A 19451-nucleotide genomic window follows, 5' to 3' on the forward strand; every position below is an offset into this window, starting at 1 on the left:
AGCTCAGTGACTGCATCTGCGCAATGGCCATGCCGGGCAGTTTGCCAGAGGCTCAGTGGCGGCTTGGCGATCGCGGTCATGATGCCAAGCCGCTCAAGGATGGCTTGAAGACCGAGGGGGCAAGGTGCGCTTCACCCGCCGGACGGGGCGGAAGACCATCGTCGATATGTCAGGTTCGGCCCGCCGAAGTACCCGCAACGCGTCGCGCCCCGAAACTACAAACGTCCGAAGGTCTTCCTGTAAGCCATACCCTCGCTGCAACGGAAACTCTCTCGCTCTGGAAATCAGCGCGTTCGGAGCGTAGCGAAGCCGAAACCCCGCGCATTTACGCCTCTCGGTGAACCCCGAGGCTAGTCGAGCGCCTTTTCCAGCTTCTCCTCGTCGCAGATCAGGTCCAGCTCTGTCTCTTCTTCGTTTGAACGCATGCTGCCGAACTCTTTCCCCAACGAACCCGAGAAGAAGTGGCTCATGACGTAATCGACTCCGAAGCTGTTGACCGTCCTCTGATCGGGATTGAAGAACATTCCGCGTGCCGGATGAGACGAGATAATCTCATAAGACGGGAAATAGTGGACGTCAGCGTGATCAGTCACCATGTCTCCTGCCACAGCCCGCAAAACAGACTTCGAATAAACGGCGGCCGGCAGAATGTGCTCTTGCGTCGCAGTCGCAGTGAGCGGAACGGGTGAGACGGTCAGCAGCATGCGAGCGCCGGGATTAACTGATTTGAGACGCTCCCAGAACGCGTTCATGTCATCGAGAATCTCGTTATACCGCAGATTGTGAAACACGTACGCGTCAGCGTCGAAGGATCCGGCTATTGTTCCGGGGGCCATAGGGTACATTGTACCATCCTGGGTGCTCTCCCAGCCTTCGGTCAGCCCGAGGGTGAACACGAACAAGTCCAGATCCCGGAACATGTCGCGCACTGCGCCCAGGTGCTGCTGACGGAGTGCCACGATCTTTTCGGGGGTTTCTTGACCGACCGGATCGACGCCTGGCCGCAGCGCGTCGAAGAAGCGATCGCCCTTCTTCCAGATACCATCCTTTGGCGACCTGTTTCCATGCGCCTCGTCGAAAAGCTGAACCAGTTGCCTGGTGGTGTAAATGTTCCCGTATCTACAGGAAAACACCCCGAATCCAAAGCGCCGGGCTTCGGATTCAGACGAAAACAGCGGGGGAGCTGGCTCCATGTCCATGAAATTGGCGCCACGGGCAGCAAGGTTGTTGCCGATGTGTTGTGCGAAACAGCTGCCAGCAGTAGCGACCTTTTCCTCTCTCTTGAGAGACAGCGGAACCCAAAGGTCTTCAAGATCCGCGAAATGGCGTTCTGCGATCGCAGGCTTCCAAAAAGCCTTCTTGTCCTGACTTTTGTAAGGGTTAGTCATGAGATGACCTTTCCAGTATCTACAGTTTTCAGCATCCAGTCGGAAATGACCTTGGCGAAGGCTAGATCTTTCTCTTCAAAATTTTTGGAATTTTTTTCCGGGGATGTCTTCCCCACTTCGCCACCCGAAACTTCGTGCTGGAGCGATGCCTTCGCAATAAGAATATCTTTTTTACTTGTCGTCTTAGAGGTCAAAGCCGCACGAATCCATGGCAGGTAGGCGCGCATTTCCGGGGCATGTCGAAACCCTCCCCAGAATCCGACATCCAGAATCAACCTGTCGCCTTTAACGCCAGCCGTTTTCTGCAGGAACGGCGTCATGTGATTGGACATGTGAAAAGTATCTGCCGTGCTTTGGATGTAGATGACAGTTTTCGTGAAGGCTTTCGAAAAAAGCTCAGCAACATCGTGGCAAATGGATTCCGATATTCCTTCAGCGTCGCTGGAGGAGGGCCAGCAACAAGCTTGGTAGCGATCAACATGGCCCTTGTAGTAGTTCAGGATATTCGTTTGCGGATTTCCAACGATGGCTATGCTTGAATCGCTTTCGGCCTTCCATGCATTGAACAACGCGGCAAAACCCCCGCCGGACGTGCCGAAGAAAATCGTGCGCGAAACACCCAGCAGATCTGAAAATTCATCGAGCATTTCATGCAGTTGAGCCTGAAGGTCGAAATGCTCTGACCCAGCATACCAAGCAATAGAGAGATCTTCGTGACCCTCTATGATCGGATCTGCAATGCTGATTTGATGAGCGCTTGCGGGGGGAACGGGCAGCCAAGGAATGAAGGCCGGGACCTTGCGCGTTTTCTTGTCTATCGCACCATGAAAATTAACTATGAGCGCAGCTGCATTGGCCGCGCCACGCTTGAACCTGACCGGGATCCTGTTTTCGCCATTGCCGATAAGAAAGGTCTCATTCTTATCGGCATTCTTTAACAGATCATTTAATTGCTGAGTGGTGCTCAATTTTCCAGCCCTATACTTCAGAAACCTTCCGCCCCGGCCAAGAAACGGTTCCGAGATTCTGGTTTTGACCAAATTCCGAAACTTTCGAGGGTGGCGCCCGCGGTGATGGTAGCAGAGACACATCGGCGGCGAAAGACGAAGTCAGCGCGGGCCGATGCCACCTCGGGCGCAAAAGCCGTTTGACAAACGCAGAGAAGGATCCTTGCCCAGTTCTTTTGTGATGAGGGTCAGCTTTCGCGCGTCCGGGATGGGACCTCAATGGTCTATGATGCGTGGGACACGAAGTCCGCAAGTCATCGATCGTCAACAGCACTCCGAGAGTGTTGCACGGGGCATGGGAACACAGGGTCTGCTCGATAGATCGGGGTTTTGGTAGGCCCGGCAGGACTTGAACCCGCAACCAAAGCGTTATGAGCGCTCTGCTCTAACCAATTGAGCTACAGGCCCCCGTAGGCTGCTGGATAGCAGAGACGCCGGAGCGGTCAAGCCGCAGCGCCATGCCGAAAGGGGCGCGGCACATGCCGGGGGTGGCGGCGTCCGCGACCTGGTGTCGTATCACGCGGCGCCATCGTGGCGCGGCGCGGAGCTTTCAGGTACCGCCGGTTCAAGGTGGATGTCGGCAGTCCGGGCGCCCCCGGGTGTGTCGAAACCGCGGTGATCGAGCGTGTTCAAGGCCAGAGGTCGCCGCGGCGTTGCCCCCGCAGGCGGGATCGGCTATCGCCGGGGCGCATGCCGCGGCCGACGGGGCCCGTGGCCGGTATCCATCAGATCAAGGGGCGGGCCAGCCGACATGACCACCGACAAACGCGGTCTCACCTATTCCGACGCGGGCGTGGATATCGCCGCGGGCAACGCTCTGGTCGAACGGATCAAGCCGCACGCGGCGCGTACCGCGCGGCCCGGCACGATGGACGCCCTGGGCGGGTTCGGCGCGCTTTTCGATCCACGCGCGGCAGGATTTGCCGACCCCGTGCTCGTTGCCGCGACCGATGGCGTCGGGACCAAGCTGCGCGTCGCCATCGAAAGCGCAGCGGCCGGTCTGGGCGGGCTCGACGGCGTCGGCATCGACCTTGTCGCGATGTGCGTCAACGACCTGGTGTGCCAGGGGGCCGAGCCGCTGTTCTTCCTCGACTACTTTGCCACGGGCAAGCTGGACGTGGCCGAGGCCGAGATCGTCGTGTCAGGCATCGCCGAGGGCTGCGCAAGCGCAGGTTGCGCGTTGATCGGCGGCGAGACGGCCGAGATGCCGGGCATGTACGCCAAGGGTGATTTCGACCTCGCCGGGTTCGCCGTGGGCGCGATGGAGCGCGGCGGCGCCCTGCCGCGCGACGTGGCGGCGGGCGACGTGCTGCTGGGCCTTGCCTCGGACGGGCTGCATTCGAACGGCTTTTCGCTGGTCCGCCGCGTGGTGGAGCGGGCAGGCCTGGGGTGGGATGCCGCGGCCCCCTTTGCCGACGGGCCCCTGGGCCCCGCGCTGCTGACGCCCACGCGGCTTTACGTGCGCGCGGTGCTCGACGCGATGCGCGCCGGAGGGCTGCACGCCGCGGCGCATATCACCGGCGGCGGTCTGACCGAGAACCTGCCGCGGGTGCTGCCCGACGGGATGGGGGCGCGGATCGACCTGGGCGCGTGGCGCCTGCCGCCGGTCTTTACCTGGCTGGGCGAGGCCGGCGGCCTGGACGAGGCCGAGCTGCTGCGCACCTTCAACGCGGGGATCGGCATGGTGCTGGTCGTCGCCCCCGAGGTGGCCGAGGTGCGGGCGGCAGAGCTGACAGCGGCGGGCGAGACGGTCGTGCGTCTGGGCCATGTCGAAGCGGGGCAGGGCGTCTCCTACGAGGGCCGGCTGGCGTGAGCTTGCGCGTCGCCATCCTGATTTCGGGCGGCGGATCCAACATGCTGGCACTGGTGCGGTCGATGACCGGCGATCACCCCGCACGGCCCGTGCTGGTCGCGTCGAACGATCCCGGCGCCGCGGGCCTTGCCCGCGCGGCCGAGCTGGGGGTGCCAACGGCGGCAGTGGATCACCGCCCGTTCCGCGGTGACCGCGCGGCCTTCGAGGCCGCGCTTTCCGAAAAGCTCGACGCCGCGCGCCCCGACATCCTGTGTCTCGCGGGCTTCATGCGGATTCTCACCCCCGGTTTCGTCGCCGGGTGGGAGGGGCGGATGCTGAATATCCACCCGTCGCTTCTGCCGCTTTATCCAGGGCTCGACACTCATGCCCGGGCGCTGGCTGCAGGCGACACTGAGGCCGGCTGTACGGTGCACGAGGTGACGGCCGCGCTGGATGACGGGCCGCTTCTGGGGCAGGCGCGGGTGCCGGTCGTTCCCGACGACACGCCCGCGGACCTGGCCGCGCGGGTGCTGACCATGGAACACCGGCTGTATCCGGCGGTCCTGCGCCGCTTTGCATCCGGGGACCGCAGCCCCGTGCACCTGTCCTGACGGGCTTTCCTTTCGATACCTGAGCCAATATCAACGTCTGGCCCGCCGACCTTGAGTAAGGCAAACCCACCGGACGACGCGGGACCTAAGTAACGCAGACCCCGAGGAAAGAGGACGCAGATCGCCCGGATGATCACCATCACCACGACCGAAGCTCTGGCCGCCTTTTGCGAACGTGCGAAGGCCGCGCCCTACGTCACCGTCGATACCGAGTTTCTGCGCGAGCGCACGTATTACTCGAAACTCTGCCTCGTGCAGCTTGCGGTGCCCGGCACCGCCGAAGAGGATGCGGTGCTGGTCGATCCGCTGGCCAAAGGCCTGTCGCTCGACCCGCTCTACGATCTCTTCCGGGATGAGAGCACGGTGAAGGTGTTCCACGCCGCGCGGCAGGATCTCGAGATCTTCTTTATCGAGGGCGACGTCTTTCCCAGACCGCTGTTCGACACGCAGGTCGCGGCTATGGTCTGCGGTTTTGGCGAGCAGGTGGGATACGAGACGCTGGTGCGCAAGATCGCCAATGCCCCGCTCGACAAGACCTCGCGCTTTACCGACTGGTCGCGCCGCCCGCTGTCGGAGGCGCAGAAGACCTATGCCATCGCCGACGTGACGCATCTGCGCGACATCTACGAATACCTTTCGGCCGAGCTGGAAAAGACCGGTCGCACCGCGTGGGTCGAGGAAGAGCTGTCTGTCCTGACCGATCCCGCGACCTACCGGATCGTGCCGGAAGAGGCGTGGCAGAGGGTCAAGACCCGCACCCAGTCGGGCAAGTTCCTGGCCATCGTGAAAGAGCTTGCGCAGTTCCGCGAGGCCTATGCGCAAGAGCGCAACGTGCCGCGCAGCCGGGTCTACAAGGACGACGCGCTGATCGAGCTTGCTTCGACCAAGCCGCAATCGCCCGAGGATCTCGGCCGGTCGCGCCTGCTTCTGCGCGAGGCGCGCAAGGGCGAGATTGCCGAGGGCATCCTGGCTGCGGTGAAGGCCGGGGTCGAGATGGACCCCAAGGACCATCCGCGCCCCGACCGCAGCCGCGAGAAGCTGCAGGTGAACCCGGCGCTGGCGGATCTTCTGCGGGTGTTGCTGAAGGCCAAGTCGGAAACGGCGGGCGTGGCGCAGAAACTGATCGCGACGTCCTCCGACCTCGACGCCATCGCGGGCGGGGATCGCAGTGTCCCGGCGCTGAACGGCTGGCGCAAGACGGTCTTCGGTGCGGATGCGTTGCGGCTGTGCCGGGGCGAAATCGGCCTGGCCGCGAAGGGCGCGCAGGTGCGGGTGATCGACCTCTGATCGCGTGCAGGGCGCGCGGCTGCATCGCCTGCGCGCCCTGTGACGATCCATCCCTCGACGGGCCGCGGGTGTGTGCCGGACCAGGGGGGCAAATCCCCCGGTCAGCCCCAGCTCAGCCGTTGCCGCCGCCCGAAGAGAAACGTCCGGCCTCTTCGGCGGCGCGGCGGATCGCCATCGCCTTGTTCACCGTCTCCTGGAACTCGGCCTCGGGGTCGCTGTCCTGCACCACGCCGCCGCCAGCCTGGATGTAGAGCGTGCCGTCCTTGACCAGGGCGGTGCGCAGCGCGATGCACATGTCCATGTCGCCATTGGCGCTGAAATAGCCAACGCCGCCGCCGTAGATGCCGCGCTTCTCGGGCTCGAGCTCGTCGATGATCTGCATCGCGCGGACCTTTGGTGCGCCCGACACGGTGCCCGCGGGCATGCCGGCGAAGAACGCCTGCAGCGCGTCGCAGTCGTCGGAAAGCTCGCCCACCACGTTCGACACGATGTGCATGACGTGCGAGTAGCGTTCGACGATGAACTGCTCGGTCGGGCGGACGGTGCCGATCTTCGACACCCGGCCCACGTCGTTGCGGCCCAGGTCCAGCAGCATCAGGTGTTCGGCGCGCTCCTTCTCATCGGACAGAAGCTCGGCCTCAAGCGCGCGGTCCTCTTCGGGCGTGGCGCCGCGGCGCCTTGTGCCCGCGATCGGGCGCACCGTGACCTCGCCCCCGAAGACCCGGACCAGGATCTCGGGGCTGGCACCGATCACCTGGTAGCCGCCGAAGTCGAAGTGGAACATGAAGGGCGAGGGGTTCGTGCGCCGCAGCGACCGGTAAAGCGCGAAGGGCGGCAGCGTGAAGGGCACCGCCCATCTCTGGCTGGGCACGACCTGAAAGATATCGCCTGCGCGGATATACTCCTTGGCCGTCTCGACCGCGGCGAGGTAATCGGCGCGGGCAAAGTTCGACACGGGCTCGGGCGCGGCGCTGTCCGGCCCAAGGTCGCGAACGGCGCCCGCGGGGCTGCGTTCGAGGTCGCGCACCGCGTCCATCACCCGCTCGGCCGCCTGGGCATAGGCGGCGCGCGCCGACAGGCCCGATCCGGCCCAGGCTGGCGCCACGACCGTGACCTCGCCCTTCACGCCGTCCAGCACGGCGATGACCGACGGGCGCAGCATCACCGCGTCCGGCAGGCCCAGCGGATCGGGGTTGGGGGCGCCCAGCTTGGTTTCGACCAGCCGGATCATGTCGTAACCCAGATAGCCGAAAAGCCCCGCCGCGCTGGCCGGCATCCCCTCGGGCAGGTCGATCCGGCTTTCGGCGATGATCGCGCGCAGGGTGTCGAGCGGATCGCCCGGCAGATCCTCGAACGCCTCGGGGTCGAAGCGGGCGGCGCGGTTGACCCGGGCCGAGGTGCCGCGACACTCCCAGATCAGGTCGGGCTTCAGCCCGATGATCGAGTAGCGGCCCCGCACCTCGCCGCCCGTCACGCTTTCCAGCATGAAGCTGTTGGGCGTGGCGGCGGCAAGCTTTTGCATCAGCGACACGGGCGTGTCGAGATCCGCGGCAAGGCGGGCATAGACCACCTGGTTCTGGCCGGCGGTGAAACCGGCCTCGAAATCTGCGTAATCGGGGACGAGGATCATGGCGCGGTCCGGGGTCAGGGGAACTGGCTGTTGACGGCGTTGATCGCCGACTGGTTCAGTTCGACCCCCTCGCGCCGCTCGATCGCCTGGGTGTAGGCGTCGACCAGGTCCTGCGCATAGCCCTGCGCGGCCTGCCGGGCAAAGTTCGACTTGGCCGCCTGGGCTTCGTCGTTCTCGGGGTCGGGCTGGTTCACGGCGTCGAGGATCACGATCACAGCGCCGGTGTCGGTGGCGAAGGTTTCGACATCGCCCGGTTGCATCGCGAACACGGTCGAGATCAGCTGCTCGGGCGCGTCCTGGAACGTATCGTCGCGCAGGATCCCGGTTTCCTCGCGCACCGCGTCGGCGCCGAGGGCGGCTACCAGCGGCGTCGCGGTGGCATCGGCACCGCTGTCCGTGGCAGAGTCCGCGGGTGTGTCCTCAGAGACGTCCTCTGCCGCGACGGTGTCGGTTCCTTCGGCTTCGGGCAATTCGGCTTCGGTGGCTCCGGCGTCGGCCTCGGTCCCGGCATTTTCAGAGCCCGCGGTTGCCTCGTCGCCGGTCGGCAGTTCAGCTTGCCCAGCTTCACCTGCCGCCGTAGTCTCTTCGATCGTAGGCCCGTCGGTCTGCGACCCATTAGGCGCAACATCAGCGTCCCCGGCTTCGGCTGCTTCGGCGGGGGCTGCTTCGGCAGGCGACAGGATGGGCGCGCCGGTGCGGATCGCCTCGGCGATCTCTTCGGCCCGCGCCAGCAGGCGGTCGCGCTGCTGCGCCTCGGTCCAGTCGGCGCGGACGCGGTCGGCGACCTCTTCGAAGGGCTGCACCTCGGGCTCGACGATGCCGTCAAGGCGCAGGGCGAAGACGCCGCCGTCGGCCAGTTCGACGATCGCCGGGAAATCTCCCTCCTGCGCAGCGGCCGCGGCCTCGCGGAATGCGTCGTAGGCGGTGATCCCCTCGGCCGTCTGGCCCGACCACAGGATTTCGCCCAGCTCCATGTCGGTTTCGGCCGCCAGGTCCTCGAGCGTGGCGCCGCCGGCCAGAAGATCGTCGAGACGCTCGACCTCGTCGGTGATCTGGCGACGGGCTGTGTCCATGGCGTAGGTGGCGCGCAGGTCCTCCTCGGCCTCCTCGAAGGGCACCTCGGTCGCCTGCAGGATCGCGTTCATCCGGAACAGCGCGGGGCCAAGCGGGCTTTCCGCCGGGCCGGCGATCCCGGGGGCGTCCAGCGCAAAGACGGCCTCGCCCGCGGCGCCCAGGTCCTCTTGCGCCACGTCGCCCAAGTCGACGTCGTCCAGCGTCAGGCCGCGGTCTTTGACCAGAGTGTCGAAATCGGTCTCGCCGGCGTCGATCGCGGCGCGGGCATCTTCGGCTGCCTGCGCGTCCGAGAAGACCAGGCGTTCGACCAGCCGCCGCTCGGGCTGGACGTACTGGGCGATGTTCTCGTCATAAAGCGCGCGCAGCCGGTCCTCGGGGATATCGACATCGTCGACCAGCATCTCGGGCGTGACCCAGGCATAGGTGATGCGGCGACGCTGGGGCAGGGTATAGGCGGTCTCGTTCCCCTCGTAATAGGCGCGCAGCTCGTCCTCGGTCGGCTCGGGCAGGGGGGCTGTCAGCGTGTCCGGGCCGACCGTCGCCCAACGGAAATCGCGGGCTTCGCGCGCATATTCGTAAAGGGTGTCGACGAAGGGCCGCGGCGCCTCGATCCCGCCCGATACCGCGTCCTGCAGGATGGTGCGGGCGGTTTCCTCGCGCACGCGGGTCTCGAATTCGGTCACGCTCATCCCGTTTTGCTGAAGCGTGTAGCGATAGGCCTCGCGATCGAACGCACCGTTCAGCCCCTGAAAGGCGGGGATGGCCGAGATCTCCTCGGCCAGCGTCTCGTCACCCACCGACAGGCCCAGGCGGTCGGCCTCGTCCTCGAGCGCGGTAAGGCCCACGATCTGCTCAAGTACCACGCGGTCCAGGCCAAAGGCGCGGGCGTCGCTCAGCGTCATCGCCTGGCCGGTCTGGGCGCGGATCGCGCGCAGTTCGCGGTCAAGCGCGTTGGCATAGCGCTGCGCGGTGATCTCGGTGTCGCCGACCCGTCCGATCGCGGAGGTGGAGCCGCCGAAATTCGTCGCGCCGAACCCCGCCAGCCCGATGATGAGCAGCAGCAGGATCACCCACACGATCATGTTCGATACGGATCTCTTCGCGCGCGCCATGCCACAGGTCCCTTCGGGCTTCTCCCAGTTCCAGAGGTGTCTAGGGCAGCGTGGAAGTCGGGGCAAGGGCGCCGCCGACCGGGCGGGGACGCGGCGGCTGTGCCTGCCGGAAGGCGCGGCTTCGTCGGGCGGGTGGCGCCGCGGTGGGAGGGTCCGGGGCGCGAGGAGTCGTGGCGTGCGACCGGGCAGGGAACAGGCGCCGGGCCGTGGCGCGGAGGACGGGGCGCCACCCCGGGCTCGGGCCGGGGTGGTGAGCGGCGATCAGAGGCGGCCGGCCGGTCGGGCGCCGGAGGACAGGTGGCGGGCGACTGGGGCGGTTGGCGACCGGGCTAGGGCGCCCACTCCGACAGCCGGTCGAAGAGCGTGCCGATGCCCGCGCGGTCGGCATTGGCGAAGGCGATGCGGAATTCCTGCTGCCCGGTGCTGCCCTCCGGCCTGCCGGCGGTCCCGCCCGAGGGACGGAACATCGTGCCGGGCAGCAGCATCACGCCCGCCTCGGCCACCATCCGCGGGGCCAGGACGTCGGACCCGATCTTCCAGGGGTGTTCGACCCATGCGAAATAGGCGCCGGCGCCGCGCAGGGTCCAGCCCGACAGGCGGGGGAACCCGGCCTCGATCGCGGCGCGGCGGTCGAGGATCTCGGTCCGTTCGGCGGCGCGCCACGTGGCAAGGTTGCGCATCCCCCAAAGTGCGGCATGCTGGCCCAGCTGGGGCGCGCAGATCGCCACGGTGTCGAGAAACTTCTCGACCTCGGCCAGCCGCGCGGGCGAGGTCAGGATGGCCCCCGTGCGATGCCCGGTCAGGCGGTAGGTCTTGGAAAAGGAATAAAGCTGGATCAGCGTATCGTCCCAGTCGGGATCGGCAAAAAGATCATGCGGCGACCCGGCGCGGGAATGGAAATCGCGATAGGTCTCGTCGAGGATCAGCGCAATGCCGCGCGCCCGCGCAAGGTCGCGAAAGGCGGCAAGCAGGGCCGGCGGGTACTCCACGCCCCCCGGATTGTTGGGTGATACCAGCACGATGGCCCGGGTCCGCGGCCCGATCAGCGCGGCGGCCAGGTCGGGGTCGGGCAACAGGTCGTCCCCGGTGGGCAGGGCGACGGTGTCGATCCCGCTCATCTCCAGCCACATCTTGTGGTTGAAATACCATGGCTGCGGCAGGATCACCGCGTCGCCCGCCGACGCAAGCGTGGCGATGGCGGCGCAGAAGGCCTGGTTGCAGCCCGCGGTGATCGCCACCTGTCCGGGCGTGACCCGCCCGCCGTAATCGGCGGACCACTGGTCGGCGATCTCGGCGCGCAGCTCGGGCAGGCCCAGGACGGGCCCGTAAAGATGCACGGCCTCGTGGTGCTGCACCATCTCGGCCATCGCGGCCCGCATCCCGTCGGGCGGGGGATCTACCGGCGCGGCCTGGCTCATGTTCAGAAGCGGCCGGTCGGCGGGGAAGGTGACGCCTTCCAGCCACCGCCGCGCCGCCATCACGGGCGGCGCCATGGTGGCCCCCAGCGCGGGGTTCAGCGGCGCAACCGGGGCCGCCGGCCGGATCACGGGATGATCCGGGTGTATTTCGTCCCGCTGATCGAGGCGCCGCCGATCAGCCCCGCCTGGCCGAAGATCACCGCGATCACCGGAGACAGCGACGTCGTCGTCGCCGCCGACAGGTTGCCGCCGCGATCCTTGACCGCGTATTCGATATCCGCCCCGGCGGCCCAGCCGGGCGAGGTGCGGAAGGTATAGAGCGATTCATTGGTCATGAAGAACAGCACGTGGGCATATTGCTGCGCGCCGATCTGCAGCCCGATCGAGGCCTGCGTGGCCGAGTAGTAATCGATCGTCGTGCCGTCGACCTGCAGCGCGCCGCGCCCGTAGGAGCCGCCGATGCCGAGGCCCGCCTGGGTGACCAGCGGCATCACCAGCATGCCCGCGGACTTGTCGCGCAGATCCTGCGTGGCGGGAAAGCTGGAGAAGAGGTAATGCAACGTGTTCGCGACGCGCCGGTCGATCATCTCGGCCCCGCGGGACCGGATGCCATTGTCGCAGGCCGCCGTGAACAGGCTGCCTGCCGCGCCCGCAAGGAACATGCGACGGGATTGGGGGATCATCGGGGGTGCCCTTCTTGTCTGCTCGTGCCCAGGGCGGAGACCTTCTGCCGGGTCTGCGCGCCGCGGGGGCATCGTATGCGAGGGGGGCGCGCAAGTCACGCACCGATGTCGCCGATACGAAAGGGTTTGCCGACGGTGGGGCAGGCCGTGCCGCTGGCAGTCGCGTCGGCAGGGGAGCAGTGCCGACACGCGTTGCACCGCTAGCAGACGGAGGCGCCGCTGGCGGCGTCCTGCTTCTTGGTCTGCCGGTTCGTGGTCTGCCTGCCGGGGCGCGGTGATCTTCGCGTCCTGCGGGGGTGTGCCGGTCCGCATCCGCGGTGCGGGCCGGGGAGGGGCCGAACAGGGGGCGGTGTGCCGCCAACTCGGGCGGCGGGGGGCAGGGGGCGGGGCACGGGCTTGCCCGCGGGGCGGGCTGCCTCTACACCCGCGCAGAGACACTGACACCGATCCCCGGGGACCCCAGATGCGCCTGAGCCGCTATTTCCTGCCCGTTCTGAAAGAGACGCCCTCCGAAGCGCAGATCGTCAGCCACCGGCTGATGCTGCGGGCCGGCATGATCAAGCAGGCCAGCGCCGGCATCTATTCGTGGTTGCCGCTGGGTTATCGCGTGCTGCGCCGGATCGAGCAGATCGTGCACGAAGAGCAGCAGCGCGCCGGGCACATCCCGCTTCTGATGCCGACGCTGCAATCGGCCGAGCTGTGGCAGGAATCGGGCCGCTACGATGCCTACGGCCCCGAGATGCTGCGCATCCGCGACCGCCACGACCGCGACATGCTTTACGGTCCCACGAACGAGGAGATGATCACCGACATCTTCCGCTCGAACGTGTCGAGCTACAAGAACCTGCCGCTGACGCTCTACCACATCCAGTGGAAGTTCCGCGACGAGGTGCGCCCCCGTTTCGGCGTGATGCGCGGGCGCGAGTTCCTGATGAAGGACGGCTACAACTTCGATCTCGACTACGAAAACGCGATGATCGCCTATGACCGCCACATGGTCAGCTACCTGCGCACCTACGAACGCATGGGGCTGAAGGCGATCCCGATGCGTGCCGACAGCGGCCCCATCGGCGGCGACGACACGCATGAATTCCTCGTGCTCGCCGACACCGGCGAAAGCGAGGTGTTCTATGATTCCGCGATCACCGACCTGAGGCTCGGCGACCGGCTGGTGAACTACGACGACCCGGCCGAGCTGCGCGCGATCTGCGAAGAGTGGACCACGCCCTACGCCCGCACGGACGAAACCCACGACGAAACGCTTTACGGCGAGATCCCCGAGGATCGCCGCCAGACCTCGCGCGGGATCGAGGTGGGGCAGATCTTCTATTTCGGCACCAAGTACTCCGAGGCGATGGGCGCCATGGTCACCACGCCCGACGGCGCCCGGGTGCCGGTGCACATGGGGTCGCACGGGATCGGCGTCAGCCGGCTTCTGGGCGCGATCATCGAGGCCAGCCACGACGACCGCGGCATCATCTGGCCCGAGGGCGTGACGCCGTTCCATGCCGGCATCGTCAACCTCAAGCAGGGGGACAGCGCCACCGATGCCGTCTGCACCGAGCTTTACGCGGGCCTCGCCGCGGCGGGCCTGTCGCCGCTTTACGACGACCGCGAAGAGCGGGCGGGCGCCAAGTTTGCGACGATGGACCTGATCGGCCTGCCGTGGCGGATCACCGCGGGACCGCGCGGCGTGGCGCAAGGCAAGGTCGAGCTGACCTCGCGCCGCACCGGCGAAAGCGAAGAGATGTCGCCCGCCGCCGCCATCGCCAAGGTCGTCGAGCTTTACAAGGGCATCGCGTGACCGGAGGGGCGCAGGTGCTGCCGCGCCCGCGGTTGGCGCGTGGCCCGGCGGCCGACCTGCCCGGCAGCTTCGGCACGCCCCTCGCGACCGGCGGCCGGGCATGAGCGATCCGGCCGCCATTCTGGCCTTCGGCGACAGCCTGACATGGGGCCATGCCCCCGAGGGCGGGCGTCATGCGCTGGCCGACCGCTGGCCCTCGGCCCTCGGGGCCGGGCTGCGCGCGGCGGGGCAGGAGGTGCGGATCCTGGCCGAGGGGCTGAATGGGCGCACGCTCATTCACGACGATTGGTGCGGACCGGCCGACCGCAATGGCGCGCGGCTGCTGCCGACACTTCTGGCCACACACCAGCCGCTCGCGGCGGTGGTGATCCTTCTGGGCACGAACGACCTTGTGAACATGGCGGTTTCGGCCCGTCGCTGCGGGCAGGGGATGCGCGCACTGGGTCGGATCGTGCAGCGGTTCCCCTATGAGGCCGGGCAGGTGCCCAAGCTTGTCCTCGTCGCGCCGCCGATGGTCGAGGAGACGCCCGGCGGCGTCGTCACCGCCGCGATGGCGGACGAGGCGCAGGCGCTTGCCGCCCATTATGCCGCCGTGGCCAAGGAGCTGGGGGCCGGGTTCCTTGACGCGGGCCGGGTGGCGCGGGTGTCGCCGGTGGACGGCATCCACCTCGACCCCGCGGCGACGCGGGCCATCGGGGCGGGGCTGGTTCCCGCCCTGCGCCTTGCACTGGGCTGAGCGGCGCGGCGTCGGACCGGTCACGGCGCATCGCCGCCGAGGTTGCCCCAAGGTCACGTATCGCGGGAATCCGCGGGGCCCCGGTGGAACCCCAGCCCGCCGCGCCCTATCATCACCCCCAGGCGGCGTCAGACCGCATCGGGCAGAGGCTAGGTCATGATCCGTACGCTTTCCTATGTGGGGGGCTTCGCCGGCGCGGTTGCGCTGTCGCAGTTTCCCGAGTTTTCGCAGCAATACCTGCAACGGCTGTCGGGCGCGTTGAACGAGCTTCACGTCGTCGTGGAGAGCTTCGATACCACCGCCGCGGCGGCCGGGCTCGACCGCGATTCCGCGCTGGCCGAGCTTGGTGGCAATGCCGTCAGCGACGAGATGCGCGGCACCATGTCCCGCGCCATCACCCGCTATGACACCCTGCAGGAGGACTACGCGCACCTCGTGGGCGCGCAACCTCTCGAACGGTTGGTGAAGCCGTGGTATTTCTCGGACGGCGAGCTGATCGACGACACGCTCGAAGATTTCCGTCCCGCCATGCCCGTCACGGTAGAGGGCCTGATCTTTGCCGGCATCGGCTTTGTCGGGGGATGGATCATCATCGCCTTCGTGCTGAGCGGCCTGCGCCGGATCCTGTTCGGGCGCCGCGACTACGCCTGATCCTTCAGCGCCGAGACAAGCTCGGACTTGGTCATGTCCGACCGCCCCTCGATGTCACGGTCCTGCGCCAGCTCGTAGAGCGCGTCGCGGGTCATCGCCTCCAGCGCAGCGGCCGAGCCGAGGGCGCGCCCGTTTTCGTCGGTCGCATCCTCGATCGCCTTCAGTAGCGCGTCCTTCGACATGTCCGACCGGCCCTCGATCTTCAGCTCGCTCGCGCGGTCGTGAAGCATCTCAAGGGTGGGGCCGTCGTTGCGGATCTTGGCGGCCTTGTCGCGAATGTCCTTGGGCTGGTCGACGAACTGCATCTTTCCGCCGCGCTTGGTGGCTGTGGTGCGGTCGTATTCCTCTTCGGTCAGCAAGAGGCGGACGAGCTTGGGCAGGTAGCGTTCGCCGCTGTCGCCGCTTTCGCGGCCCGATTTGGTACCCCAGTCCTCTTCGGTCCACTGGTGCAGGTGAGTTTCATCCTGCGCCGGGCCGCTGTCATCGTATCCGCCGCCGCGGCGCTTGTATTCCTGAACCGCCATCTGCGCCTTGCGCGCCGACCACTGGCCCGGCTTTCCGCCCTTGCCGCCCTGGCGGATTTCGTCCTTTACCTCGTCCCAAAGCTCGGGGTGGGTGCGGTCTGCGCTGGCCATGCGGGATCTCCTTTGGCACAGCAACGCGGAACCCCGCCAAGGGGTCCCGCGCGACAGCTCCTGCGGCTTGACCTCGCGGGCGCGGCACACCAAGGTCGCGCCTCATTCGACCAACCCCGGAAAGGCGCCCATGTCCGGCCGAACCGCCCCGTTTTCCCGCTTTGAATGGATGATCGCCTGGCGCTACCTCAGGGCCAAGCGCGCCGAGGGCGGGGTCTCCGTCATGACGTGGATCAGCCTAGTGGGGATCACGCTGGCGGTCTTTGCGCTGATCGCGACGCTGGCCGTCCGCTCAGGCTTCCGCGACGAATTCGTCGACACGATCCTGGGCGCCAACGCGCATATCACGATCTACCAGGACGAATACGAAACCGAGACGGGCCAGACGTCCCGCGCGATCACCGATTACGCCGAGCGGGCCGAGCGCATCGCCGCCGTGCCGGGCGTCACCCGGGCCGCGCCGCTGATCCGGGCGCAGATCCTTGCCAACCTCGGCGGCGCCAACGCGGGGGTCGAGGTCTTCGGCATCGCGCCCGAGGACCTGGCCACCGTGCCCCGCATCGCGGAGCCCGAAGAGGCATGGGGCCACCTGGACAACTTCGGCGACCAGACCATCGCCATCGGGTCGGGCGTCGCGCGAGAGCTTGGCGCGGGCGTCGGCGACCGGCTGCGCCTGATTTCGCCCAACGGGGTCAAGACCGCCTTCGGCACGTCGCCGCGCACCTCGGTCTACGAGATTGGCTACATCTTCACCGCCGGGCGCTACGACATCGACCGCACGCGCGTCTACATGCCCTTCGCCGCGGCGCAGACCTTCTTCAACCGCGAAGGCGCGGCGGACGAGATCGAGGTGTTCGTCGAGGACCCCGAGGCGATCGAGCCGATGCTGATGGACCTTTACGCCGCGAGTGGCGAGGGCGCGCTGATCTGGACGTGGCGCGATGCCTCGGGCGCTTTCCTGCGCGCGCTCGATGTCGAGGACAACGTGATGTTCGTGATCCTGTCGATCCTCGTGCTGATCGCGGCGATGAACATCGTGTCGGGGCTGATCATGCTGGTCAAGAACAAGGGCCGCGACATCGGCATCCTGCGCACCATCGGTCTGACCGAGGGGTCGGTGCTGCGGATCTTCTTCATCTGCGGCGCGCTGACGGGCACGCTGGGCACGCTTTTCGGGGTGATCTTGGGCTGTCTCTTCGCGATCTGGATCGATCCGATCTTCTCGGCGGTCAACTGGATCATGGGCGGCGGCGTCTGGGATCCGTCGATCCGCGGCATCTACGCGCTTCCGGCCAAGCTGGAATGGCCCGACGTGATGTCGGCCGTGGTGCTGTCGCTGGGGCTGTCCTTCGTGGTCACCATCTTTCCCGCCCGCCGCGCGGCGCGCATGAACCCGGTCGAGGCGCTGCGCTATGAATGACGCCGCCCCGCAAACGCCCACGGAGCCCGCCATGACCTCGCCCGCGCTGTCCCTCACCTCGATCGAGAAGATCTACAACCGGGGTCTGCCGTCCGAGATCGCAGTGCTGCGCGGGGCCGATCTGGCCGTCGCCCCGGGCGAGGTCGTGGCGCTGGTCGCCCCCTCGGGCGCGGGCAAGTCGACGCTTCTACATATCGCGGGGCTGCTCGATACCCCCGACAGCGGGCAGGTGCAGCTGGGCGGAGAAGAGATGTCGGGTCTGGGCGACCGCCGCCGCACGCGCGCGCGCCGGTCGGACGTGGGCTTCATCTACCAGTTTCATCACCTCCTGCCCGAGTTCACGGCGATCGAGAACGTGATCCTGCCGCAGCTCGCCAACGGCGTCTCCGCCGACGCGGCGGCGCGGAGGGCGCAGGGGCTGCTCGACAGTGTTGGCATCGGTCCGCGGTCGGGGCACCGCCCCTCGGCGATGTCGGGGGGCGAGCAGCAGCGCGTCGCCTTCTGCCGTGCGCTGGCCAACGCGCCGCGCCTTTTGCTGGCGGACGAACCCACCGGCAACCTCGACCCCGGGACCTCCGACACCGTCTTTGCCGCGCTGATGCATCTGGTGCGCGACACCGGGCTCGCCGCGGTGATCGCGACCCACAACCTGGAGCTTGCCGCCCGGATGGACCGCATGGTGCGGCTGGAGGACGGGCGCCTCGTCTAGTTCGCCGAACCGGGGTGCTCCATTCGGGATGTTTCACGCGAGAAACGTATTGTTTCGCGTGATTGTTCTGGACCGGGACCGGATACCCGGTATGCCTCATTCATGACACAATTGGGGTGAGGTCCGGAAATGCTCTCTTTGATGATCCTGGGCGGCGCGGCGCTGTCTTACGGTCTTTATGAAATCATCCACGACGATGGCGACGACAGCGACTCGGATGATGTCGAGCGGATCGACGGGACCGACGAGGCCGACATCCTGGATGGCACAACGGGCCGTGACCTGATCCAGGGGCTGGACGGCGACGACAGCGTGACCGGCCTGGGCGGCGGCGACACCATCACCGGCGGCGCGGGGGCCGACACCATCTCGGCGGGGACGGGGCAGGACGTGATCACGGGCGGAACCGGGGACGACGACATCCTGGGCGGCCGTGGGGCCGACAGCATCGATGGCGAGGCCGGCGCCGACCGGTTGCGCGGCGGCCAGGGCGGCGACGCGATCTCGGGCGGGGGCGGCAGCGACACGATGCTGGGCAATGCCGGGGATGATGTGCTGTCGGGCGACGACGGCGCGGACTCGCTTTCGGGCGGCACGGGCGACGACACGCTGGCGGGCGGCACCGGGGCGGACGTGCTGGCCGGCGGCGGCGGGGCGGACAGCCTCGACGGCGGCGCCGACCGCGACATCCTGATGGGCGAGGCCGGACCGGACCGCCTCTTCGGTGGCGCGGGCAGCGACGCGCTGATGGGCGGCGGCGGAAACGATACGCTGGTCGGTGGCGACGACGGCGCCCAGGACGCCCTGGCCGGTGGCGACGGAGACGACACCCTGCAGCTGTTTTCGGGCGATCTGGGCGCCGGGCAGGGCGGCGCCGACAGTTTCGTCGTGGTCGACGCGGGCGATTCGGACGCCGACGCGGACCCGGCCCCCGAAGACAGCCGCATCCTGATTTCGGATTTCGACGAGAGCGAGGACGTGCTGGTCATTACCGACCCCGGCGCCGCCGGCCTGCCGGATGCCGAGGGCTACGAGGCGTTGCAGACCGTGACCCCGGACGGGGTCGAACTTCAGCTGCGCGACGGCACGACGATCCTTCTGGCCGGCCTGACGGCGCCGATCTCGTCGGACGCCATCGTCGTCACGCAGATCGACGACGGGTCGGACGACACCGATACCGACAGCGACACCGGCACGGGCGAGACCGGGACTGACGATCCCGAGGGGGAAACGGGCGCGGACCCCGCCGGGACCCCGGATGGCGGAGCGCCGGACTCCGACGGTGACGACGACCGGACGGGCGAAGCGGCCTGAGCGTCGCGGGCCCCGGATCGGGGGTCCGCGGAACCTGCGCCCCCGGGATCCACTCAGGACGATCCCGTTGTCCCGTGGCCCGTAACGTCCACCCGCGGGCCCTGGCCAACCGCCGCGGCAGCCACCCCGATCCGCGGCGGGCGCCGCTCTGCCGCAGGGCGCCGCAGGCAGGCCGGTGCG

At 67.4% G+C, this 19451-nt stretch carries 16 protein-coding genes and 1 tRNA gene; 9 read left to right on the plus strand and 8 right to left on the minus strand.

Going from position 1 to position 19451, the window contains the following annotated elements; translation table 11 throughout:
* Positions 1 to 350 precede the first annotated feature (350 nt).
* The 3 genes from EKE94_RS01250 to EKE94_RS01260 form a co-directional block, all read right to left on the minus strand.
* The gene (locus EKE94_RS01250) at positions 351 to 1388 is read right to left on the minus strand and encodes a GSCFA domain-containing protein (protein WP_127904791.1); all 1038 of its coding nucleotides are present in this window, start codon (positions 1386 to 1388) and stop codon (positions 351 to 353) included.
* Positions 1385 to 2356, minus strand: coding sequence for a hypothetical protein (locus EKE94_RS01255; RefSeq protein ID WP_127904792.1), 972 nt, complete (start codon positions 2354 to 2356; stop codon positions 1385 to 1387). The genes EKE94_RS01250 and EKE94_RS01255 overlap by 4 nt, the downstream gene beginning before the upstream one ends.
* A 370-nt stretch (positions 2357 to 2726) precedes the next feature.
* Positions 2727 to 2803 (minus strand) — tRNA-Ile (locus EKE94_RS01260).
* A 343-nt stretch (positions 2804 to 3146) separates the two neighbouring features.
* Between EKE94_RS01260 and purM the strand changes: the two genes are divergently transcribed.
* The 3 genes from purM to rnd all read left to right on the plus strand — a co-directional run bounded on the left by purM (position 3147) and on the right by rnd (position 6085).
* Positions 3147 to 4208 carry a phosphoribosylformylglycinamidine cyclo-ligase gene (gene purM, locus EKE94_RS01265; protein WP_127904793.1) on the plus strand — a complete coding sequence of 354 codons (1062 nt, stop codon included), beginning with the start codon at positions 3147 to 3149 and terminating at the stop codon, positions 4206 to 4208.
* A complete protein-coding gene (purN, locus tag EKE94_RS01270) occupies positions 4205 to 4798 on the plus strand; it encodes a phosphoribosylglycinamide formyltransferase (RefSeq protein WP_127904794.1) in 594 nt (197 codons plus the stop codon). The genes purM and purN overlap by 4 nt, the downstream gene beginning before the upstream one ends.
* Before the next feature lie 129 nt (positions 4799 to 4927).
* Complete coding sequence (gene rnd, locus EKE94_RS01275; protein ID WP_127904795.1) at positions 4928 to 6085, plus strand: ribonuclease D; 1158 nt, start codon at positions 4928 to 4930, stop codon at positions 6083 to 6085.
* Between the two features lie 112 nt (positions 6086 to 6197).
* On the opposite strand, the gene trpE is transcribed toward rnd, so the two are convergent.
* From trpE to EKE94_RS01295, 4 genes are all read right to left on the minus strand, one after another.
* Positions 6198 to 7715, minus strand: coding sequence for an anthranilate synthase component I (gene trpE, locus EKE94_RS01280; RefSeq protein WP_127904796.1), 1518 nt, complete (start codon positions 7713 to 7715; stop codon positions 6198 to 6200).
* A 14-nt stretch (positions 7716 to 7729) separates the two neighbouring features.
* Complete coding sequence (locus EKE94_RS01285; RefSeq protein WP_127904797.1) at positions 7730 to 9901, minus strand: peptidylprolyl isomerase; 2172 nt, start codon at positions 9899 to 9901, stop codon at positions 7730 to 7732.
* Positions 9902 to 10230: 329 nt separating this feature from the next.
* Positions 10231 to 11394, minus strand: a complete 1164-nt coding sequence (locus EKE94_RS01290) for an aminotransferase (protein ID WP_127905429.1) — start codon at positions 11392 to 11394, stop codon at positions 10231 to 10233.
* Positions 11395 to 11444: 50 nt separating this feature from the next.
* Positions 11445 to 12002, minus strand: a complete 558-nt coding sequence (locus tag EKE94_RS01295; RefSeq protein ID WP_127904798.1) for a lipid-binding SYLF domain-containing protein — start codon at positions 12000 to 12002, stop codon at positions 11445 to 11447.
* A 463-nt stretch (positions 12003 to 12465) separates the two neighbouring features.
* Here EKE94_RS01295 and proS point away from each other — a divergent pair, with 463 nt between their 5' ends.
* The 3 genes from proS to EKE94_RS01310 all read left to right on the plus strand — a co-directional run bounded on the left by proS (position 12466) and on the right by EKE94_RS01310 (position 15193).
* On the plus strand, positions 12466 to 13806 hold the full coding sequence (gene proS, locus EKE94_RS01300) for a proline--tRNA ligase (RefSeq protein ID WP_127904799.1): 1341 nt from the start codon (positions 12466 to 12468) through the stop codon (positions 13804 to 13806).
* Positions 13807 to 13906: 100 nt separating this feature from the next.
* Entirely contained in the window at positions 13907 to 14542 is a 636-nt protein-coding gene (locus tag EKE94_RS01305; RefSeq protein WP_127904800.1) for a GDSL-type esterase/lipase family protein, read from the plus strand.
* Positions 14543 to 14698: 156 nt separating this feature from the next.
* On the plus strand, positions 14699 to 15193 hold the full coding sequence (locus EKE94_RS01310) for a DUF2937 family protein (protein WP_127904801.1): 495 nt from the start codon (positions 14699 to 14701) through the stop codon (positions 15191 to 15193).
* Here the strand turns inward: EKE94_RS01310 and EKE94_RS01315 are convergent.
* Entirely contained in the window at positions 15184 to 15828 is a 645-nt protein-coding gene (locus EKE94_RS01315) for a Rho termination factor N-terminal domain-containing protein (protein WP_127904802.1), read from the minus strand. The two genes, EKE94_RS01310 and EKE94_RS01315, sit on opposite strands and share 10 nt — an antisense overlap.
* Before the next feature lie 130 nt (positions 15829 to 15958).
* Between EKE94_RS01315 and EKE94_RS01320 the strand changes: the two genes are divergently transcribed.
* The 3 genes from EKE94_RS01320 (at position 15959) to EKE94_RS01330 (ending at position 19271) form a co-directional block, all read left to right on the plus strand.
* Entirely contained in the window at positions 15959 to 17248 is a 1290-nt protein-coding gene (locus tag EKE94_RS01320; RefSeq protein WP_127904803.1) for a lipoprotein-releasing ABC transporter permease subunit, read from the plus strand.
* Positions 17249 to 17279: 31 nt separating this feature from the next.
* On the plus strand, positions 17280 to 17957 hold the full coding sequence (locus EKE94_RS01325) for an ABC transporter ATP-binding protein (protein ID WP_127904804.1): 678 nt from the start codon (positions 17280 to 17282) through the stop codon (positions 17955 to 17957).
* Between the two features lie 129 nt (positions 17958 to 18086).
* A complete protein-coding gene (locus tag EKE94_RS01330; RefSeq protein WP_127904805.1) occupies positions 18087 to 19271 on the plus strand; it encodes a calcium-binding protein in 1185 nt (394 codons plus the stop codon).
* The last annotated feature ends 180 nt before the right edge of the window (positions 19272 to 19451 follow it).

The sequence above is a fragment of the Mesobaculum littorinae genome (genome assembly GCF_004011175.1).
In the GTDB taxonomy this organism is placed as follows: domain Bacteria; phylum Pseudomonadota; class Alphaproteobacteria; order Rhodobacterales; family Rhodobacteraceae; genus Tranquillimonas; species Tranquillimonas littorinae.